This window comes from Micromonospora sp. NPDC051924, from assembly GCF_055586005.1.
In genome coordinates this window covers 1-19,894 of sequence record NZ_JBVJJA010000079.1, presented here as the reverse complement: position 1 = coordinate 19,894, position 19,894 = coordinate 1, and the positions used below count along the sequence as shown (strand labels likewise).

At 72.0% G+C, this 19,894-nt stretch carries 15 protein-coding genes; 8 read left to right on the top strand and 7 right to left on the bottom strand.

Features of this window, described 5'->3' with window-relative positions; all coding sequences use genetic code 11:
* Nucleotides 1-363 precede the first annotated feature (363 nt).
* Together ACZ6S5_RS33405 and ACZ6S5_RS33400 are read left to right on the top strand one after the other, a co-directional pair.
* Nucleotides 364-1,788, top strand: coding sequence for a glycoside hydrolase family 10 protein (locus tag ACZ6S5_RS33405; protein WP_466006280.1), 1,425 nt, complete (start codon nt 364-366; stop codon nt 1,786-1,788).
* A gap of 71 nt (nt 1,789-1,859) precedes the next feature.
* On the top strand, nt 1,860-2,549 hold the full coding sequence (locus ACZ6S5_RS33400; RefSeq protein WP_466006279.1) for an HAD family hydrolase: 690 nt from the start codon (nt 1,860-1,862) through the stop codon (nt 2,547-2,549).
* Between the two features lie 232 nt (nt 2,550-2,781).
* Here ACZ6S5_RS33400 and ACZ6S5_RS33395 read toward each other — a convergent pair whose 3' ends face one another.
* Nucleotides 2,782-3,318: a YybH family protein gene (locus ACZ6S5_RS33395; protein WP_466006278.1), complete on the bottom strand. Its 537-nt coding sequence runs from the start codon at nt 3,316-3,318 to the stop codon at nt 2,782-2,784.
* Between ACZ6S5_RS33395 and ACZ6S5_RS33390 the strand changes: the two genes are divergently transcribed.
* The 3 genes from ACZ6S5_RS33390 (at nt 3,308) to ACZ6S5_RS33380 (ending at nt 6,290) form a co-directional block, all read left to right on the top strand.
* Nucleotides 3,308-4,084 carry a class I SAM-dependent methyltransferase gene (locus ACZ6S5_RS33390; RefSeq protein ID WP_466006277.1) on the top strand — a complete coding sequence of 259 codons (777 nt, stop codon included), beginning with the start codon at nt 3,308-3,310 and terminating at the stop codon, nt 4,082-4,084. The genes ACZ6S5_RS33395 and ACZ6S5_RS33390 overlap by 11 nt on opposite strands.
* Nucleotides 4,085-4,218: 134 nt before the next feature.
* Complete coding sequence (locus ACZ6S5_RS33385; RefSeq protein ID WP_466006276.1) at nt 4,219-4,974, top strand: alpha/beta fold hydrolase; 756 nt, start codon at nt 4,219-4,221, stop codon at nt 4,972-4,974.
* Nucleotides 4,971-6,290, top strand: a complete 1,320-nt coding sequence (locus ACZ6S5_RS33380; protein ID WP_466006274.1) for a cytochrome P450 — start codon at nt 4,971-4,973, stop codon at nt 6,288-6,290. The genes ACZ6S5_RS33385 and ACZ6S5_RS33380 overlap by 4 nt, the downstream gene beginning before the upstream one ends.
* On the opposite strand, the gene abc-f is transcribed toward ACZ6S5_RS33380, so the two are convergent.
* From abc-f to ACZ6S5_RS33355, 5 genes are all read right to left on the bottom strand, one after another.
* Nucleotides 6,291-7,916 (bottom strand): ribosomal protection-like ABC-F family protein, encoded by a 1,626-nt coding sequence (abc-f, locus tag ACZ6S5_RS33375; RefSeq protein WP_466006272.1) that lies wholly within the window; start codon nt 7,914-7,916, stop codon nt 6,291-6,293.
* Between the two features lie 215 nt (nt 7,917-8,131).
* The gene (locus ACZ6S5_RS33370; protein ID WP_466006271.1) at nt 8,132-8,737 is read right to left on the bottom strand and encodes a TetR/AcrR family transcriptional regulator; all 606 of its coding nucleotides are present in this window, start codon (nt 8,735-8,737) and stop codon (nt 8,132-8,134) included.
* A gap of 143 nt (nt 8,738-8,880) precedes the next feature.
* Nucleotides 8,881-9,984, bottom strand: coding sequence for an aldo/keto reductase (locus ACZ6S5_RS33365; protein ID WP_466006270.1), 1,104 nt, complete (start codon nt 9,982-9,984; stop codon nt 8,881-8,883).
* Between the two features lie 129 nt (nt 9,985-10,113).
* Entirely contained in the window at nt 10,114-11,025 is a 912-nt protein-coding gene (locus ACZ6S5_RS33360; protein WP_466006269.1) for an NAD-dependent epimerase/dehydratase family protein, read from the bottom strand.
* A gap of 2 nt (nt 11,026-11,027) precedes the next feature.
* Nucleotides 11,028-15,497: a HAMP domain-containing protein gene (locus ACZ6S5_RS33355; RefSeq protein WP_466006268.1), complete on the bottom strand. Its 4,470-nt coding sequence runs from the start codon at nt 15,495-15,497 to the stop codon at nt 11,028-11,030.
* Nucleotides 15,498-15,825: 328 nt separating this feature from the next.
* On the opposite strand from ACZ6S5_RS33355, the gene ACZ6S5_RS33350 reads away from it, so the two are divergent.
* Both ACZ6S5_RS33350 and ACZ6S5_RS33345 read left to right on the top strand, forming a co-directional pair.
* Nucleotides 15,826-16,191, top strand: coding sequence for an STAS domain-containing protein (locus tag ACZ6S5_RS33350; RefSeq protein ID WP_466006267.1), 366 nt, complete (start codon nt 15,826-15,828; stop codon nt 16,189-16,191).
* A gap of 10 nt (nt 16,192-16,201) precedes the next feature.
* Entirely contained in the window at nt 16,202-16,579 is a 378-nt protein-coding gene (locus tag ACZ6S5_RS33345; RefSeq protein WP_466006266.1) for an ATP-binding protein, read from the top strand.
* Nucleotides 16,580-16,585: 6 nt separating this feature from the next.
* On the opposite strand, the gene ACZ6S5_RS33340 is transcribed toward ACZ6S5_RS33345, so the two are convergent.
* A complete protein-coding gene (locus tag ACZ6S5_RS33340; protein WP_466006265.1) occupies nt 16,586-18,142 on the bottom strand; it encodes a PP2C family protein-serine/threonine phosphatase in 1,557 nt (518 codons plus the stop codon).
* Between the two features lie 216 nt (nt 18,143-18,358).
* Between ACZ6S5_RS33340 and ACZ6S5_RS33335 the strand changes: the two genes are divergently transcribed.
* The gene (locus ACZ6S5_RS33335; protein WP_466006264.1) at nt 18,359-19,735 is read left to right on the top strand and encodes a glycosyl hydrolase family 18 protein; all 1,377 of its coding nucleotides are present in this window, start codon (nt 18,359-18,361) and stop codon (nt 19,733-19,735) included.
* The last annotated feature ends 159 nt before the right edge of the window (nt 19,736-19,894 follow it).

Here is a 19,894-nt window from a genome sequence, read left to right as displayed (position 1 = left end):
TACCTCCCTTGCTTCCCCCCCCCCCCCCCCCCCCCCCCCCCCCCCCCTGTTCCCCCCTCCCCCCCCCCCCCCCCCCCCCGCCCCCCCCCATCCCCCCCCCCCCCCCCCCCCCCCCCCCCCCCCCCCCCCGCCGTCCTGTCTCGAGAGTTTCCGGAAGTTGTTGACGGTGTCGCCACCGCGTACAGACAATGACATCCGCGAATGGAGCTCCTCCCTGCGGGAGTGGCGCTCCGATCGACTCACGGTGGACGAGGGCAGTCCGATCCGCGCGGCTTCCGGGCGACCGCGCGGCGAGCCGACCACCGTGGCGGGCAGTCGTCGGAGCCGGCTCCTCATCCACCACACCAATGGAAAGGCTTCCTGATGGACAAGGTGCTCGCCCGCGGCAGCGGGAGCCCGACCGCCCGGCCGCGACCGCGTACGGCGCTGCTGGCGGCAGCGGCCGGCGTCGCAATGATCGCGACGACAGTGGTCGTCGCCACCAGCGCCAGCGCCGGGACCACCCTCGGGGCGTCGGCCGCGGAGAAGGGCCGCTACTTCGGCACCGCGGTGGCCGCGTACAAGCTGTCCGACAGCCAGTACGTCGGCATTCTCAACCGCGAGTTCAACATGGTCACCCCCGAGAACGAGATGAAGTGGGACGCCACCGAGCCGTCCCAGGGCCAGTTCACCTTCACCAACGCCGATCGGATCGTCAGCCACGCACAGGCCAACGGGATGCGCGTGCGCGGGCACGCGCTGGCCTGGCACTCGCAGCAGCCCGGCTGGGCGCAGAACCTCTCCGGCTCCGCGCTGCGCCAGGCGATGGTCAACCACATCACCCAGGTCGCCAGTTATTACAAGGGCAAGATCTACGCGTGGGACGTGGCGAACGAGGCGTTCGCCGACGGCACCAGCGGCGCCCGCCGCGACTCCAACCTGCAGCGCACCGGCAACGACTGGATCGAGGTCGCCTTCCGCACCGCACGGGCCGCCGACCCCGGCGCCAAGCTCTGCTACAACGACTACAACACCGACGGGCAGAACGCGAAGTCCAACGCCGTGTACGCGATGGTGCAGGACTTCAAGTCCCGGGGCGTGCCGATCGACTGCGTCGGCTTCCAGTCGCACTTCAACAGCGCCTCGCCGGTGCCCAGCGACTACCAGGCCAACCTACAGCGCTTCGCCAACCTCGGCATCGACGTGCAGATCACCGAGCTGGACATCGAGGGTTCCGGGACCACCCAGGCCGACAACTACAGCCGGGTCGTCCGCGCCTGCCTGGCGGTGTCCCGCTGCACCGGCATCACCGTCTGGGGCATCCGGGACAGCGACTCCTGGCGGGCCAGCGGCACGCCGCTGCTGTTCGACAGCAGCGGCAACAAGAAGCCCGCGTACACGGCGGTGCTGGACGCGCTGAACGCCGGCGGGACCACCCCGCCGCCCACCACCACGCCCCCACCGACCACCACTCCCCCGACCACCCCGCCGCCGACCACGACGCCCCCGCCATCGGGCAACGGCTGCACCGCGACGCTGACCCTGAACCAGTGGCAGGGCGGCTTCGTCACCACCGTCCGCGTCACCGCCGGCGGCGCCGGGACCAACGGCTGGACCGTCGGGCTCACGCTCCCCGCGGGCGCCTCGATCACCAACACCTGGAGCGCCCAGCCCAGCGGCACCAGCGGCGCGGTGACCTTCCGCAACGTCGACTACAACGGCCGGCTCGCCGCCGGCACCTACACCGAGTTCGGCTTCCAGGGCGTCGGCACCGGCCCGTCCGGCACCGCCACCTGCACCGCCAGCTGAACGACCGTGGCCCGGCACGGGACCCCCCGCGCCGGGCCACTCGCTTGTCTTCGCCCGGTTAGGCTCGGGACGTGATCGAGGCCGTGATTGTCGACGTCGACGACACTCTGTGCCTCACCGAGGCGGTCTGCTTCGAGCTGGAGAACGACGTCCTGACGGCGCTGGGCCGCGCACCGATGTCCCGGGCGGTGCACCTGGCGACCTGGGGTGAGCCACTGCTCGACGCGATGCCGAAGCGCTCCCCCGGGCTGGACGTCGGGCGGTTCGACGCCGCCTACCGGCAGGTCCTGCGCCGCTACGTCCTCGACGGCCGGCTCGACGTGGTCGCGCCGGAGAACCTCCGGGCGCTGGACCAGCTCGTCCTGTCGGGCCGGACGGTGATGCTCCTGACGTCACGCACCGAGGCCGAGGTGGAACACCTGCTGGCGCCCGATCACGTCCTAACCGAGCGGGTGGAAACGGTCTACCACGCCGGCAACACCCGGTTCGGCAAGCCGGACCCCCGGGTGTTCGACGAGCTGCTGGCGGCCACCGCGCTGGCGCCACGGCAGTGCGTCTACGTGGGCGACTCACCGGGCGACGCGCTGGCCGCCGGGGGCGCCGGGCTGCACTTCATCGCCTGCCTGCAGAGCGGCGTACGCACACGCGAGGACTTCGACCCCCGCCACGTCAGCGCCTTCATCCAGGCCTTTCCCGAGCTGGTCGACGTGGTACGACAGCTGGACGCCCGGACCCCGACGACTCGACGGAGGCCGGCGTGACCGACGTGGCGGAGAGCGCGGTGCCCGCGTCCGTACTCGTCGCGAGGCACCGTGAAGTCACCAGGCTTCGCCCGTCGCAGAAGTTCGTAGCGATCCGCGAAGACCTCGATCGCTCGCTGGAGGCTGCACCGCTCCGCCGCGCGGATCGCCTTCAACGCCGGGATGATCCGCTGGCGCAGGATCAGGTCGTCGATCGCCTGCCAGGTGTCCACCCGGGCCATCCTCGTCATGCTCAATCCGGTGCGCCGGTCGGCTGTGCCGGCCAGAAGGGCCACTCTTCGAACGACATGCAGCGCCCGTTTTCGGCGAAGCGCATGATCCACAGGTCGCGGTACTCCTGGTCGACCGGGTCGCCGTACCGGACCTCCACGCGCGCCACCGCGGCGTCACCCTCGACCGCGACGATCTCGCTGGTCATCCGGAACACCTCGTCGGAGCCGTCGCGCTCGCTCTCCCACATCTCGGCGATGGCCGGCAGGCCGACGACCGGTGTCCGGTACGGCCCCTGCAGATAGCGGGCGCCGGCGGTGAAGATCGTGGCAAGCGCCTCCGTGCCGGGCGTCCGCCACGCCTCCTCGTAGGCCGCGATCCAGCCGGCCACCTGTTTCCTGTCCACGATTGTCCAGCCTGCCAGTTGGCCGAGCGCCGTGCAGCGGGAGATGACTGACCCATCCTCGCCACGCGCCGGGTCGCGACGACGCGTCAGCGGAGGAGCGCACGCGAAAATGCCGGGCACTGACGGCGGAGATCGTGTCAGGATGCTCGGCATGTCTGGCCGAGCCCTGAGCTTCGGATTGGTGGCCGAAGCATACGAACGGTTCCGGCCGGGATATCCCGTGGCGCTGTTCGACCTGGTGATGGCGTACGCGGGGCAGCCGGTTCCGGCCGCCCTCGAGATCGGCGCCGGGACCGGCAAGGCGACCCGGCTGTTCGCCCGTCGGGGGGTGGCGGTCACCGCGACCGAGCCCGACGGGGCCATGCTCGCCGAGCTGCGCAAGCACGTGCCGGCGAGCGTCAGGACCGTGCAGGCCGCGTTCGAGGACCTGCGACCGGGCGAGAGCTACGGGCTGGTCTATGCGGCGGCGGCGCTGCACTGGACGAACCCGGAGGGTCGGTGGTCGCACATGTCCGCGCTGCTGAAGCCGGGTGGCGTGTTCGCCTCGTTCGGTGGACCGGTCCGGCTGGCCGACCCGGCGGTGGAGGAAGCGGTGCGCGCGGCCCGGGCGCCGTTCCTGGCGAGCGACGAGATTCCGTCCCCGGATGGCACGCCTCCGGAGCATGACATGCAGTGGCCGGGTACGGAGCTCCAACGGTCCGAGTGGTTCGCCGATGTCCAGCAGTCCGTGATCGAGCGGCGCCTGACGATGAACGCTCGCGACTACGTCGACTATCTCTCGACCGTCTCGGCCTATCTCGAACTACCGACCTCGGAGCGGGAGCAGGTCTACCGCCGGATCATGGAGGCCCTGCCCGGGACGGTCGAGATCGCCGCCGACATCGTCGTCCACCTCGCCCGTCGGCGTCGCGACCAGTAGCGCCTCGACAGTCAGACGCCTGGACGGGCCGCCACCGGCCGCTCTTCCCTTCGGTGCGCACGCGGACTACGGTCGCTGTCACACCCCCGGCGCGCACCTGTGTCGCAGCGCCGCGACGCCGGAAGGGATCGGCCATGACGATCAACCACATCAGCGTCGGCCACGGGCCGCACAAGGTGCTGGCCCTGCACGGCTGGTTCGGGTCGGCGCGGGGCTGGGGCGGCCTGCCGGAGCTGATCGACACCGACCGCTTCACCTGGGCGTTCCTGGACTACCGCGGATACGGCGCGCGCACCCAGGCGGCCGGTGACCACACCATCGCCGAGATCTCCCACGACGCGCTGGAGCTCGTCGACTCCCTCGGCTGGGACACATTCTCGGTGGTCGGGCACTCCATGGGCGGCAGTGCGGCCCAGCGGGTCCTCGCCGACGCGCCCGAACGGGTGGACCGCCTCGTCGGCATCAGCCCGGTGCCGGCCGGCGGGGTGCCGTTCGACCTGCAGAGCTGGGCGCTGTTCGACGGTGCGGCCGCCGACCCGGACAAGCGCCGCGCCATCATCGACCTCACCACCGGCAACCGGCTGTCCGGACGGTGGCTGGACCAGATGGTTCGGTTCTCCCTCGACAACTCCACCCGGGAGGCGTTCGGCGCGTACCTGCCCGCCTGGGCGCGGACCGACTTCACCGACGAGGTGAAGGGCAACCCGGTCCCGGCGCTCGCCGTGGTCGGCGAGCACGACCCGGCGCTGGGCGCCGAGACGATGCGCGAGACCTGGCTGCGGCACTACCCCAACGCCCGGCTGGAGGTGCTCGCCAACGCGGGGCACTACGCGATGTACGAGACCCCGGTGCGGCTGTCCACCGTGGTCGAGGAGTTCCTCGGGCAGTGACGGTCGATCCGACGCCCCTGGTCGACCCCCGCACCTACGTCGACGGCGTCCCGTACCACCTGCTCGCCGAGCTGCGCGCGGCCGGGCCGGTGGTGTGGGTCGACGAGCCGCCGCTGCTCGGGCTGCCCGGCGGCCCGGGCTTCTGGCTGGTGCTGCGGCACGCCGACGTGACGGAGGTGCTCAAGCAGCCACGGCTCTTCTCGTCCCGGCTCGGCGCCACCCAGATCCGCGACCCGGCCACCCCGGAGGACCTCGGCTACGTACGGCGGATGATGCTCAACATGGACCCACCGGAGCACGGTCGGCTGCGCCGGCCGGTGGCCCGCTCGTTCACCCCGCGCGCGGTCGCCGCGCTGGAGGCGTCGATCCGGGCGAACGCGGTGGCGCTCGTTGACCGGGCGCTCGGCGACGCCGACGAGGGGACCTGCGACTTCGCCCGGGACCTCGCCGCCGACCTGCCGCTGCTCACCCTCGCCGACGTGCTCGGGGTGCCGGAGCCCGACCGCTGGCTGCTGTACGACTGGTCGAACCGGGTGATCGGCTTCCAGGACCCGGACTACGCCGTGTCGGCCGCGTTCGATCCGGGGGCCGGCACCGCCGCGGCCCGGGAGGCGCTGCGGCACCGGCCGGCCCCGGACGCCGACGGCCGGATGCCCGACCCGCGGACCCGGGCCGGGATGGCCGACCTGTACGCGTACGCGCACCTGCTGGCCGAGGCGAAACGCCGCGACCCGGGCCCGGACGTGATGTCCATCCTGCTCGCCCAGCGGGGCGACGACCGGCTCTCGGTGGACGAGTTCGAGAACATGTTCTGGCTGTTCGCCGTGGCCGGCAACGAGACGATCCGCAACGGCCTGCCGGGCGCGATGATCGCCCTGCTGGAACACCCGGACGAGATGGCCCGGCTGCGCCGCGACCCGGGCCTGTTCGACACCGCCGTCGACGAACTGCTGCGCTGGTGGACGCCGGTGATGGTGTTCCGGCGCACCGCCACGGGGGACACCGCCGTCGCCGGCGTACCGGTGCGGGCCGGGGACAAGGTGGTCGTCTCGTTCGCCTCGGCCAACCGCGACGAACGCGTCTTCGCCGAGCCCGACCGGCTCGACCTCACCCGCCATCCCAACCCGCACCTGGTCTTCGGCCACGGACCGCACTTCTGCCTGGGCGCGCACCTGGCCCGGTGCCAGCTCCGCGCGCTGTTCGAGGCGCTGCTCGCGCGCACCTCGACCATCACGTACGCGGGCCCGCCCGCCTACCTGCGCTCGAACTTCCAGCGCGGCGTGAAGCGCCTGCCGATCCACTGGCGACGCCGCTGATCAGGCCCCGACCTCGCGCAATCGCCCGTCGGCCAGCCGCAGCCACCGGTGCACGCCGATCGCCGCCAGGAAACGCTCGTCGTGGCTCACCACCACGAAGGCGCCCTGGTACGCGTTGAGCGCGCTCTCCAGCTGCCCGACGCTGTCCAGGTCCAGGTTGTTCGTCGGCTCGTCCAACAGCAGCAGTTGCGGCGCCGGGTCGGCGAACAGGACGCAGGCGAGGGTTGCCCGAAGGCGTTCGCCGCCGGACAGCACACCCACCGGCAGGTGGGCGCGGCTGCCCCGGAACAGGAACCGGGCCAGCAGGTTCATCCGGTCGGCGTCGGCGAGGGCCGGGGCGAAGGTGGCGAGGTTTTCGGCGACGGTGCGCTCGGGGTCGAGCAGGTCGAGCCGCTGGGACAGGTACGCCACCCGGCCCTCGGCCCGCGTCGTCGTCCCGGACACCGACGCCTGGTCACCGCCGATCAGCCGGAGCAGGGTGGACTTGCCCGCGCCGTTGGGGCCGGTGAGGGCGATACGTTCCGGTCCCCGGACGGTCAGGTCGACACCGTCGGTGCCGAACACCGCCCGCCCGTCGTAGCCGGCCTGCAGGTGCTCGCCGTGGAAGACGGTGCGTCCGGCCGGCACGTTGGTGTCGGGCAGGTCCACCACGATCCGGTCGTCCTGGCGGGCGGCGCGGCTGGCCTGGTCCAGGCGGGCCTGGGCGTCGCTCACCCGGTTGGCGTGGGTCTCGTTGGCGCGGGCCGCCGAGACCTGGGCGTCCCGCTTCAGCCCGCCGGCCACGATTCGGGCCAGGCCGGCGTTGTTGAGGTTGCGGGCGGCGGTCGACGCGCGGCGAGCGGCCCGTTCGCGGGCCTGCTGCATCTCGCGTCGCTGTCGCTTGAGGTCCTGCTCGGCGTGCCGGACCTGCCGCTCGACGGTCTCGCGCTCGGCCTGCACGGCCTGCTCGTAGTCGGTGTACGTGCCGCCGTACCAGCGGATCTCGCCGTGGTCGAGGGCCGCGATGCGGTCCATCTCGTCCAGCAGCGCCCGGTCGTGGCTGACCAGCAGCAGGCAACCGGTCCAGGCGCGCACGACCGCCGTCAGCCGGTCGCGAGCGGCGCGGTCGAGGTTGTTCGTCGGCTCGTCGAGCAGCAGCACGTCCGGGCGCCTGAGCAGCTGGGCGGCGAGACCCAGGGAGACCACCTGGCCGCCGCTGAGGGTGCCCAGCCGCCGGTCCAGGGCGAGGTCGCCCAGGCCGAGCCGGTCCAGCTCGGCGTGGGTGCGCTCCTCCACGTCCCAGTCGTTGCCGATCGTGGTGAAGTGCTCCTCGGCGGCGTCGCCGGCCTCAATGGCGTGCAGCGCGGCGATGACCCCGTCGACGCCGAGGACCTGCGCGACGGTCCGGTCACCGGCGAAGGGCAGGTGCTGCGGCAGATAGCCGAGCACGCCCTGCACGGTGACCGTGCCGCCGGTCGGGCGCAGCTCTCCGGCGATCAGCCGCAGCAGCGTCGTCTTACCGCTGCCGTTGGGGGCGACCAGTCCGGTCCGGCCCCCGGGCACGGAGAAGGACAGGTCGTCGAAGACCGGAGTCTCGTCCGGCCAGGAGAAGGAGAGGGAGGTGCAGACGATGTAACCGTCGGACATGACAGACCTCGGAGGGAAGATCCGGACGCGCAGCCGGGCGCCCGGCGGGAGCAGGGGACGACGAAGGAGCCGCGGCGACGGTGCGCTCACGCGCCCGTCGGCGGCCGGTCCGGGCTCTCACCCGGAGATGTCGTCGTCACCTGCCACGATCACTCCGATCCTCGGGAGACGTCCGCAACGATAGCGCACCACCCGCCGGGCGGCGGGCCGCTTCCTCACCCAGGGCGCACCGAGCCGCGAAGTGCGTCGATGGCGAGGTCGAGGGCGGCCTCCAGGTGGTCGATCCGCCCGGTGTTGAGCAGCAGCAGTACGCCGCCCTGGATGCCCGCCAGCAGCGCCGCGGCCGCGCGGCCGGCGTCCACCTCCGGAGCGATGTCGCCGGTCGACTGCATGCGCCGGATGCCGCCGGCGATCGCCTCCTCCCAGCGCCGCATCAGGCCGGTGACCACGGCCTGGGCGGCCGGGGCACGACGTCCGGTCTGGCCGAGCAGTCCGCCGAGCGGGCAGTGCTGGCCCTGTTCCCGGTAGCGCGCGACCAGCCGGTCCCGCCACGCCTGCCAGGCGGGCCAGGAGGCGAGGTCGCCGAGCAGCGGCTGCTGGTCGGCGAGCACCTGGTCGGCCTCGTACTGGGCCACCGCCAGCAGGAGTTCCTCCTTGCCGCCCGGGAAGTAGTGGAAGAGCGGGCTCTTGCTGGTGCCGGTACGCGCCATCACGTCCTCGAGGCGGACCTCGTCGACGCCGCGCTCGCGCAGCTCGGCGGCAGCGCCGGCGACGATCCGCCCCCGGGTCGCCGCGCCCTTGCGGGTCAACGCGTGGGTCATGCCGCCCTCCAACGGTGAGACGTGCGGTACCAACGCTAGTGGCGCCCGCGGGTCGACGGCGGGCACCGCGAGGGGTTGGCGGTGATCGGCGGGCGCGGCCACGGCCCCGTCCCGGCGGTCGGGGCCGTGGCCGCGTCGACGGTTCAGCCGACCGGCTGGGCGGCGCCGTTGAAGACCGGCGGCGCGTACCCGGCCGGCTTGTCGCCGATGCCCAGTCCGGGACTGACGATCCAGGACTGGTACTCCGGGGTGAACATCGAGTACGGCGTGGCCATCGGCTCGGCGCTGGCCTTGGCGAGCCGGTCGCGCAGCTCCCGGGGGATCTCGAAGTCGAGCGCCGCCAGGTTGCCGGCCACCTGCACCGGGCTGCTCGCCCCGATGATCACGGACCCGACGGCCGGTTGGGTCGCCACCCAGTTGATCGCCACCTGGGCCATGCCCCGGCCCAGTTCGGCGGCCACGCTCTCCAGCGCCTCGATCACCCGCCAGTCCCGGTCGGTGACCGGGCGCCCGTTCGCGCCCGCGCCGCCGAGCCGCCCCGCACCGGTCAGGCCGTCCCCGGTCCGCCGGTACTTGCCGCTGAGCAGGCCACCGCCGATCGGGCTCCAGGCGGTCAGGCCCAGCCCGAGGGACTGCGCCATCGGCACGTACTCCGGCTCGATGCCGCGGGCGAGCAGCGAGTACGGCAGCTGCAGGCTGATCAGCGGGGTCGACAGGTGCACCTCGGCGATGCTCTGCGCCCGGGCCGCGTACCAGGCCGGGACGTCCGACAGGCCCGCGTAACGGATCTTGCCGGCCCGGACCAGGTCGTCGAAGGTCCGCACGACCTCCTCGACCGGGGTGATCCGGTCCCAGGTGTGCAGCAGGTAGAGGTCCAGGTAGTCGGTGCCGAGCCGACGCAGCGACGCCTCCACCGCCCGGATCATGTGCTTACGGCCGTTGCCGCTGGCGTTCGGGTCACCCGGGTCGATGGTGTTGGTGAACTTGCTGGTCAGCACGAGCCGGTCGCGCACCCCCGCGGATGCGATCAACCGGCCCAGGATCCGCTCGCTCTCCCCGGCGGTGTAGAAGTCCGCCGTGTCGATGAAGTTGCCGCCCGCCTCCAGATAGCTCCGGAAGATCGGCTCGGCCTCCGCCTCGGTCTTCCCGTAGGCCGCGTGGAAGCCGTCGGTGCCGAAGTTCATGGTGCCCAGCGCCAAGCGGCTCACCCGCAGCCCGGACCGACCGAGCAGGTAGTAGTCGTGCATCGTGTGGATCTCCAGATCGTTCGTCCGCCACAATCCGCGACCGGCCCGGGCCCGACCGCCTGCACCACACTGTTGCTCGACAAAAATGGACCCGCAAGTCCAGAAAATGGTCCGCGCCCGGCCCCGTGGTCAGCGGCCTGCGGGGCCGGCGTGGTCGCGCCACGAGTGCCGGGGCTCATAGCCCAGCACCCGGCGCGCCTTGTCGATGCTGAGCAGGGTCTCGTGCTCGCCGAGTTCCTTGCGGATCTCGACCCCCGGGTAGACCTCGGCCATGAGGCTCGCACTGGACCGGCTCATCACGGTGTCGGCGTTGGCGATGATGAAGACGTCCGCGCCGGGCCGGTCGTGGGCCAGTGCCCGCTCGACCGCCTGAGCCCCGTCGCGGGCGTCGATGTAGCCCCACAGGTTCCAGCGGCGCAGCCGCGGGTCGGCGTCGAAGGACGGGAACCCTGCGTAGTCCTCGACGTCCATCACGTTGGAGAACCGCAGGCCCACCATGACCAGCTCGGGGTCCCAGCGGCAGAAGTGCCGCGCCATCTCCTCCTCGAGCGCCTTGTTCAGCGAGTAGGTCGACTCCGGGCGCGGCGGGTACTCCTCGTCGACCGGCGCGTACGGCGGCGGGGTGTCGAACGGCAGCCCGAGCACGGTTTCGCTGGAGGCCCACACCACCCGCTTGATGCCCGCCGCCCGGGCTGCGGCGAAGACGTTGTACGTCGCCGCGGAGTTGTTCGCGAAGGTGGCCGCGTTCGGCATCAGGCCGGGCGCCGGGACCGCCGCGAGGTGCACCACCGCCTCGACTCCGCCGGCGTGCTCGTCGGCGCCGCCGGTGAGCGCCTCCACCACCTGCCCGTAGTCGGTCAGGTCGACGAGGAGGAACTCGCCCTCGACGTCGCGCGGGTCGCGTCCGCCGGCCCGGTCCACCGCCAGCACGTCGACGCCCCGCTCGCGCAGGTGCGCGACCACCGCGCGGCCGAGCTTGCCGGTGGCGCCGGTGACGACCACCCGCCCGGGCAGGACGGATCCGGGAACACGATCGGTCATGGTCACATCTTCTCCGCTCGGTCGGTCAGCCAGCGGTGAATGCAGTTCAGCAGGTCCTCCGCGTCGACCGGCTTGGTGACGTAGTCGCTCGCGCCGGAGGAGATGCTCTTCTCCCGGTCACCGCGCATGGCCTTCGCGGTGACCGCGATGATCGGCAGGTCGGCGTAGCGGGGCATGGCGCGGATGGCGGCGGTGGCCGCGTACCCGTCCATCTCCGGCATCATCACGTCCATCAGCACCAGGTCGATGTCGTCGTGGCGCATCAGGGTCTCCACACCCTTGCGGCCGTTCTCGGCGTAGACGACGTCGAGGCCGTGCAGCTCCAGGATGTTGGTCAGGGCGAAGACGTTCCGGGCGTCGTCGTCCACCACGAGCACCTTGCGGCCGGCCAGCGCCCTGGTCACCGGATCGCTGACCGGCGCCGCGTGGTTCTCCGGCCCGCGCAGCGGCCGCATCCGTTCGGCGGCGCCCGCGGTCAGGTGCAGCACGATCCGTTCCCGGAGCTCGTCGAGGCCGCCGACGATCTCCAGTGGGCGGTCGGCGGCCATCCCCTGCAACAGGCTCTCCTGCCCCGGCGCGAGGGGCTGCCCGTGGTACGCCAGGACGGGGAGGTCGCGCAGGCCGAGGTGCTCGTGCAGCGCCCTGAGCAGGGCGGCGCCGCCGGTGTCGTCGGACGGGTCGAGCTGGACCACGAGCAGGTCGTGCCGCGCCCCGTCGAGGGTCTCGAGCGCCGACGCGGGATCGACGGCGGTGGAAACCTCCACCACGCCGCCGCTCTCCGCCGTCACGCCCTGGGTGAGCAGGGTGAGCAACCCCGCGTCACGCGGTTCGAGCACCAGCACCCGCCGTTGCTGCTGCTTCACCCAACGCTCGGCGTCCGCGTCCACCGCCGGGGTGGCCGGCCCGGCCGGGCCGGCCAGGGGCTCGCCCGGCAGCGGTCCGTGGAGGGTGGCCGGCAGGAAGAGGGTGAAGGTGCTCCCCTGGCCGAGGACGCTGTGCGCGGTGATCTGGCCACCGAGCAGCTGGGCGATCTCCCGGCTGATGGACAGGCCCAGCCCGGTGCCGCCGTACCGGCGGCTGGTCGTGCCGTCGGCCTGCTGGAACGCATCGAAGATTGCGGTCAGGTGCTGCTCGGCGATCCCGATGCCGGTGTCGATGACGCGGAACGCCACCACGTTCTCCGCGGCCGCGAGGCTGCTGGGCAGCTCGTCCGGGCGGGCCAGCTCGATCCGCAGCTGCACCCGGCCCTGCTCGGTGAACTTGACCGCGTTGGAGACCAGGTTGCGCAGCACCTGGCGGAGCCGCTGCTCGTCGGTGTGCAGGGTGGTCGGCACGTCCGGGCTGGTGACGATGTCCAACTCCAGCCCGCGCGGAGTGGTGAGCGGGCGGAAGGTGGCGTCGACGTAGTCGCGCAGCACCGCGAGGTCGAAGGTCTCGGGGTTGATGTCCATCTTGCCGGCCTCGACCTTGGACAGATCGAGGATGTCGTTGATGAGCTGGAGCAGGTCGGTGCCGGCGGAGTGGATGACGGCGGCGTACTCGACCTGCTTGGCGGTCAGGTTGCGGCCGGGGTTCTGGGCCAGCAACTGGGCGAGGATGAGCAGGGAGTTCAGCGGGGTACGCAGCTCGTGGCTCATGTTGGCGAGGAACTCGGACTTGTACTTCGACGCCAGCGCCAACTGCTGGGCGCGCGTCTCCAGTTCCTGGCGCGCCTGCTCGATCTCGGAGTTCTTCGTCTCGATGTCGTGGTTCTGCCGGGCCAGCAGCGCCGCCTTCTCCTCCAGCTCGGCGTTGGAGCGCTGGAGTTCCTCCGAGCGGGCCTGGAGCTCCTCGGACCGGGCCCGGAGCTCGGCGGCGAGCCGCTGGGACTCGGTGAGCAGCACGTCGGTGCGGGCGTTGGCGACGATGGTGTTGACGTTGACGCCGATGGTCTCGGTGAGCTGCTCGAGGAAGTCCCGCTGGACGGCGGTGAACCGGCCCATGGTGGCCAGCTCGATCACGCCGAGGACCTGGTCCTCGAAGAGGATCGGCAGCACGACCAGATGCAACGGTACGGCGGCGCCGAGGCTGGACGAGACGGTGACGTAGTCGGCCGGCACGGCGTCCACCACGATGGCCCGCTTGCTCAACGCGGCCTGCCCCACCATCGAGTCGCCGAGGGCGTACCGGCGCCGGCTGGCGTCGTGGCCGTAGCCGCCGACGACGCGCAGCTCCCGGCCGCCGGCGGTGTCGTCCATCAGCAGGAACGTGCCGAGCTGCGCGGAGACCAGCGGGGCCAGTTCGTTCATCACCAGCCCGGCGACGATCTCCAGGTCCCGGTGGCCCTGCATGATCCCGGAGATGCGGGCCAGGTTGGTCTTGAGCCAGTCCTGTTCCTGGTTGGTCCGGGTGGTCTCGCGCAGCGACTTCACCATCGAGTTGATGTTGTCCTTCAGCTCCGCGACCTCACCAGAGGCGTCGACCGTGATGGACCGGGTCAGGTCACCGGTGGCCACGGCGCTGGTCACCTCGGCGATGGCGCGCACCTGCCGGGTGAGGTTGCCGGCCAGCTCGTTGACGTTCTCGGTGAGTCGCTTCCACGTACCCGAGACGCCCTCGACCTCGGCCTGGCCGCCCAGGCGGCCCTCGCTGCCCACCTCCCGGGCGACCCGGGTGACCTCGGCGGCGAAGCTGGAGAGCTGGTCGACCATCGTGTTGATGGTGGTCTTAAGCTCCAGGATCTCGCCCCGGGCGTCGACGTCGATCTTCTTGGTCAGGTCGCCCTGGGCCACCGCGGTGGTGACCTGGGCGATGTTGCGCACCTGGCCGGTGAGGTTGTTCGCCATCGAGTTGACGTTGTCGGTCAGGTCCTTCCAGGTGCCGGCCACGTTCGGCACCCGGGCCTGCCCACCGAGACGGCCCTCGGTGCCCACCTCGCGCGCCACCCGGGTCACCTCGTCCGCGAACGCGCCGAGGGTGTCGACCATCGTGTTGATGGTCTGGGCGAGCACGGCGACCTCGCCCTTGGCCTCGACGGTGATCTGCCGGCTCAGGTCGCCCTGGGCGACGGCGGTGGCGACCAGGGCGATCGAGCGCACCTGGTTGGTGAGGTTGTTCGCCATCTCGTTGACGTTGTCGGTCAGGTCCTTCCAGGTGCCGGCCACGTTGGACACCCGCGCCTGTCCACCGAGGCGGCCCTCGGTGCCCACCTCGCGCGCCACCCGGGTCACCTCGTCCGCGAACGCCGAGAGCTGGTCGACCATCGTGTTGATGGTCTCCTTCAGGGCGAGGATCTCGCCGCGGGCGTCGACGCGGATCTTCTGGGTCAGGTCACCCTTGGCGACCGCCGTGGTGACCTCGGCGATGCTGCGCACCTGGGCGGTGAGGTTGTCCGCCATGACGTTGACCGACTCGGTGAGGGCCTTCCAGGTGCCGGAGACGCCCTTGACGTCGGCCTGGCCGCCGAGGCGGCCCTCGGTGCCGACCTCCCGGGCCACCCGGGTCACCTCGTCGGCGAACGACGACAACTGATCCACCATCGTGTTGATGGTGTTCTTCAGCTCGAGGATCTCTCCGTGCGCGGTCACGGTGATCTTCTGGGAGAGGTCGCCCCGGGCCACCGCGGTAGCCACCTGGGCGATGCTGCGGACCTGGTCGGTGAGGTTGACCGCCATCGAGTTCACCGAGTCGGTGAGGTCGCGCCACGTGCCGGCCACGCCACTGACCTGGGCCTGACCGCCGAGCCGGCCGTCGGTGCCCACCTCCCGGGCCACCCGGGTCACCTCGTCGGCGAACGACGACAACTGATCCACCATCGTGTTGATGGTGTTCTTCAGCTCCAGGATCTCACCGCGGGCGTCGACGGTGATCTTCTGCGACAGGTCGCCCCGGGCCACCGCCGTGGTCACCTGGGCGATGTTGCGGACCTGACTGGTCAGGTTGCCGGCCATGAAGTTCACCGAGTCGGTGAGGTCGCGCCAGGTGCCGGCCACGCCGGGCACCTCGGCCTGGCCGCCGAGCCGGCCCTCGCTGCCCACCTCCCGAGCCACCCGGGTCACCTCGTCGGCGAACGACGACAACTGATCCACCATCGTGTTGATGGTGTTCTTCAGCTCCAGGATCTCACCGCGCACGTCGACGGTGATCTTCTGCGACAGGTCGCCCCGCGCCACCGCCGTGGCCACCTCGGCGATGTCCCGCACCTGGTCGGTGAGGTTGCCGGCCATCGCGTTGACCGAGTCGGTGAGGTCCTTCCAGGTGCCCGACACGCCCGGCACGTCCGCCTGGCCGCCGAGCTGCCCCTCGGTGCCCACCTCGCGGGCCACCCGGGTCACCTCGGAGGTGAACAGCGACAACTGGTCCACCATGCCGTTGAAGACCGTCGCGATCTCCCCCAGCAACCCGTCGGCGTCCTCCGGCAGCCGGGTGCCAAAGTCGCCGTCCCGCACCGCCGTCAACCCCGCCAGCAGCTGCCGGAGCCCCGGATCAACCATCTGACCACCGGCATCCCGGCGCGCGACCGCCTGCTCGACCACCCGTTACCGCCTCACCCGAAACCGCCGGACGACACGGCCGCCCGGCACCCCGATCACGGCGCAAGTATGCACACCCCCGCCGTCTCGCGCAGCGCTAGGAACGTGCGGGTAACCTGCACAAACGCGCCACCAGCGGCTTTACCCCGATGGCGGCGCGGCTCGCGCGGCGGGCGGCCGGGGTCGGTACGGCCCGCGCCGCCCCGGGACGGGTGCCGGTACAGGTCCGCGAAAGGTGGAATCATGTGCGGGCACGGGCGGTTGCCACACCGACAAGGGATGAGGTGCCATGGCACGCTTCGACGCGAGGACGTCGGTCGAGCCCGGGCGGGTGGTGGTCCGGCTGGCGGGCGAGTGCGACCTCGCCGCCCGTGACCGACTGACCTCGGCGTTGCGGGGCGCCGTGGCGGGCGCGCCGGTCGTGGTGGTCGACGTGGCGGGGCTGGACTTCCTCGACTCCACCGGGATCCACGCCCTGGTCGCCGCCCACCACGAGGCGCTGGCGGCGGGCGGGCGGCTGTACCTGGCCAACCCGGTGGGCCGCGTGGCGACCGTCCTCGAGCTCACCGGGGTGACCGAACTGCTGCGGCCACCGGCCGACGGCGCCGGGGGCGACGAGTACCTCCCGCCGGTGCAGGACACCCGCCGTGGTTGAGCCTTCGTCCGTGTCGGCCGAGCTCGGTTCGATGGCCTACGCCCGCGCCGAGGACCTGGCCGCCGTGCGGTCGTTCGTCGCCGTCCGCGCCCGGGCGGAAGGGATGTCGGCGGCCCGCGCGGACCTGCTCATGCTGGCGGTGAGTGAACTGGCGACCAACACGCTGCAACACACCGGGGCGGGTGGTCTGCTCCGCGTGTGGGTCGAGGCGGGCCAGTTCGTCTGCGACGTGCTGGATCGGGGTGGCGCGCGTGCCGTCCCGGCCGACATGCCCGCCGCAGACTCGGTGCGGGGTCGCGGCCTGGCCATCGTCGCTCGGGTATGCGACGAGGTGGCCGTCCTCGGCACTCCGGCCGGGACGGTGGTCCAGGTCCGCTTCCAGCTGTAGAACGGGTCAGTTCAGCACGCGGACGGCCAGGGTGCAGGTGTCATCGTCGGGACTGGGCCGGTGCAGGTTCTCGCCGAGCCGGAGCAGGGCCTGGTCATCCGGCCGGTGGGAGACGGCCGTCAACGTCCTCCGCACCTCGTCGAGCCGGTCATCGGGGTTGCCCGCCCGCCGTTCGACGAGCCCGTCGGTGTAGCACAGCAGGAGGTCGTCCGGGCGCAGCCGGGACTCGACGACCGGGTAGCCGGCATCAGGGTCCGCGCCCAGCAGCATTCCCGTGGGCCGGCCGAGCTCGACGGTCTCCCCCGCCCGGGACAGCAGCGGAGCCGGGTGGCCGGCGCGCGCCCAGTACAGGGCACGGGTCGCCGGGTGGTAGACGGCGATCACCGCGGTTGCGGTGATCGCCAGTTGCCCGCAGAGCCGGTTCATGTGCGCGAGCAGCTGACCGGGGTCACGGATGCCGATCGACAGCCAGGCGACCAGCGCGTACCGCAGGTGGGCCATGCCGCTCGCGGCCTCCAGGCCGTGACCGGCCACGTCGCCGACGGCGAGTGCGACCAGCCCGTCCGGCAGTGTCTGGGCGTGGTACCAGTCGCCGCCGACCCGTACGGCGCTCTCCGCCGGCAGGTAACCCACCAGCACCTCGAGCCCGGCCAGCGGGAACGGCTCGCGGGGGACGGGCTGGATCAGGTTCTGCAACTGGCCGGCCAGGCGGTGCTCCGCCAGCGCGGTGATCTCCCGGCTGCGAAGCTGATCGTGGAGCCGGGACAGCGCGGTCCGCGAGTCCACCGCCGCGGTCACGTCCTGGACCACGGCGTAGACCTTCAGCGGGGCGCCGGCGTTGTCCCGGGCGACGTCGGACAGGATGCGCAGGTGCTTCACCGACGGGCCGGTGCGGAACCGCACCGTGACGTCCGAGGACGCACCGCTGTCCAGCGTCTGCCAGGCGACCTCGCGCAACGCCTGGTCCTCCGCGACCACGGCGGCGGCCTGTTCGTTCCGGGACATCGGCCCGAGCGCCGGGTCACGCTCGAAGAGGCGGTACATCCCCGGCGACCAGTCGCTGCGGCCGGTGACGAGGTCGTACTCGGCCCAGCCCAGGCTGCCCAGCAGTTCCGTACGTGCCAGCCGGCGCTGGTGCTCGTCCACCCGCTGCCACCAGACCAACAGGCCGCCGAGCATCCGCTGCACGCTGACGTCGAACAGGGCGTCGGCCACGACCCCGGCGCCGCTGGCGGCATACCGGAAGTCGGGCAGCCGGACGGGCGTGCCGCTGTCGAGCACCCGGTGGTACGCCTGCCACAGCGGGCCGTCCACCATGCTGGGGTAGAGCTCGCTGAGCAGGCCGCCGACCCGGGCCGCCCCGCGGCCGTGGACGTCCCGGCCCTCGTCGCTGGTCGCCGCGACGCGGAAGTCGTGGACCCGCCCGTCCCCCGCCCGCACCGGCAGCAGCCAGGTGCACCCGGCCGGGATCGCCGCGAGCACCTGCCGTACCGCCGCCACGATGCGGTCGTCCGGCGGCCGGGTCGCCTCGGCACGCGCGCTCCGCGGGCCACCGTCTGCCATGTGGGCAGCCTAGCGACCCGTCCCGGCGCCCAGGCAGGTCCGGCATCGGCAGCCCATCGAAGCACATCGTTGACGACTTAGTTAATGCTCTTTAATATTTGCCTCCCTCGAGGAAGACCGTCCCCCTGTCGCACCCGTACGCCCGGTCCGGTGACTGGCCGATCCAGTGCCGGCCGGGCGGCACGGTGCCGCGACCCGCCCACGGGAAGGCCCTCGATGTCCTCACCGCGCCCCCGCCGCTCGGCCCTGCTGGCCGGCCTGCTCGCCCTGGTCACCGCCGGCGCGACGCTCGCCCTGGCCCCGTCCGCCGCCGACGCCGCGGTACTGCCCAACAACTTCCGGAGCGTCGGCTACATGCCGTCCTGGAGCGGCAGCGTCAACAGCATCCAGTACGGCAAGCTCACCCACGTCAACTACGCGTTCGTGCTGCCCAACGGCGACGGCAGCCTGCAACCGGTGGAGAACCCCAGCAAGCTCTCCTCGCTGGTCTCGCTCGGGCACGGCAACAACGTCAAGGTGTCGATCGCGATCGGCGGCTGGAACGACGGCAACGACTCGGCGTTCGAGGCGCTCGCCGCCAACTCGGGCGCTCGCGGCGCCTTCGTCACCAACGTGGTCAACTTCGTCAACCAGTACAACCTCGACGGCGTCGACATCGACTGGGAGTACCCCGACCCGGGCACCTCGGCCACCAACTACTCCCTGCTGATGCAGCAGCTCAGCAGCGCCCTGCACAGCCGCGGCAAGCTGCTCACCGCCGCCGTGGTGTCCGAGGGCTACTACGTCCAGGGCGTGTCGACCACGGTGTTCGGCTACGTCGACTGGCTGAACATCATGGCGTACGACGGCGGCAGCCCGCACGCCAACTACGACTGGTCGGTCAACGCGGTGAACGGCTGGAAGTCGCGCGGCCTGCCCGCCGCCAAGGCTGTGTTCGGCGTACCCTTCTACAGCCGACCCGGCTACTACACCTACGCCGCGCTGGTCGCCATGGACCCGGCCAACGCCAACCGGGACTGCACCACGGTCAGCGGGGTGCAGCAGTGTTACAACGGCATCCCCACCATCAAGCGCAAGACCCAGTGGGCGCTGGCCAACGCCGGCGGCATGATGAACTGGGAACTCTCCCAGGACACCACCGGCTCCACCTCGCTGGTCAGCGCCATCTACGACACCGTCATGGGCGGCACCACGCCGCCGCCGAGCGGCCGGACCGGCCCGATCACCGGCATCGGCGGCAAGTGCGTCGACGTCGCCTCGGCCAACACCGCCAACGGCACCCCGATCCAGCTCTGGACCTGCAACGGCACCGGCGCCCAGTCCTGGACCGTGACCACCGACGGCACGCTGCGCGCCCTCGGCAAGTGCATGGACGTGACCAGCGGCTCCACCGCCAACGGGGCGAAGGTGCAGCTCTGGGACTGCAACGGCACCGGCGCCCAGGTGTGGCAGGCCCAGTCCAACGGCACGCTGCGCAACCCGCAGTCGAACAAGTGCCTGGACGCCACCGACAACAGCTCCGCCGACGGCACCCGGCTGCAGATCTGGGACTGCTTCGGCGGCGCCAACCAGGTCTGGCGCCTGCCCGCCTGACCCGAAGCGGCCCCGGTCGCACACCGCCCGTCCGGGACGGGGCCGGCGCTTCGCCCGCCCGGCTGTGGGGGGGGGGGGGGGGGGGGGGGGGGGGGGGGGGGGGGGGGGGGGGGGGGGGGGGGGGGGGGGGGGGGGGGGGGGGGGGGGGGGGGGGGGGGG

Excerpts from the sequence above, each read along its gene's own strand:
- ACZ6S5_RS33385 (WP_466006276.1), top strand. The coding sequence starts at position 4,219 with ATGACGATCAACCACATCAGCGTCGGCCACGGGCCGCACAAGGTGCTG.
- ACZ6S5_RS33350 (WP_466006267.1), top strand. The coding sequence starts at position 15,826 with ATGGCACGCTTCGACGCGAGGACGTCGGTCGAGCCCGGGCGGGTGGTG.
- ACZ6S5_RS33405 (WP_466006280.1), top strand. The coding sequence starts at position 364 with ATGGACAAGGTGCTCGCCCGCGGCAGCGGGAGCCCGACCGCCCGGCCG.
- ACZ6S5_RS33340 (WP_466006265.1), bottom strand. The coding sequence starts at position 18,142 with ATGGCAGACGGTGGCCCGCGGAGCGCGCGTGCCGAGGCGACCCGGCCG.
- ACZ6S5_RS33395 (WP_466006278.1), bottom strand. The coding sequence starts at position 3,318 with ATGCCGAGCATCCTGACACGATCTCCGCCGTCAGTGCCCGGCATTTTC.
- ACZ6S5_RS33370 (WP_466006271.1), bottom strand. The coding sequence starts at position 8,737 with ATGACCCACGCGTTGACCCGCAAGGGCGCGGCGACCCGGGGGCGGATC.
- ACZ6S5_RS33335 (WP_466006264.1), top strand. The coding sequence starts at position 18,359 with ATGTCCTCACCGCGCCCCCGCCGCTCGGCCCTGCTGGCCGGCCTGCTC.
- ACZ6S5_RS33390 (WP_466006277.1), top strand. The coding sequence starts at position 3,308 with ATGCTCGGCATGTCTGGCCGAGCCCTGAGCTTCGGATTGGTGGCCGAA.
- ACZ6S5_RS33355 (WP_466006268.1), bottom strand. The coding sequence starts at position 15,497 with ATGGTTGATCCGGGGCTCCGGCAGCTGCTGGCGGGGTTGACGGCGGTG.
- ACZ6S5_RS33360 (WP_466006269.1), bottom strand. The coding sequence starts at position 11,025 with ATGACCGATCGTGTTCCCGGATCCGTCCTGCCCGGGCGGGTGGTCGTC.
- abc-f (WP_466006272.1), bottom strand. The coding sequence starts at position 7,916 with ATGTCCGACGGTTACATCGTCTGCACCTCCCTCTCCTTCTCCTGGCCG.
- ACZ6S5_RS33365 (WP_466006270.1), bottom strand. The coding sequence starts at position 9,984 with ATGCACGACTACTACCTGCTCGGTCGGTCCGGGCTGCGGGTGAGCCGC.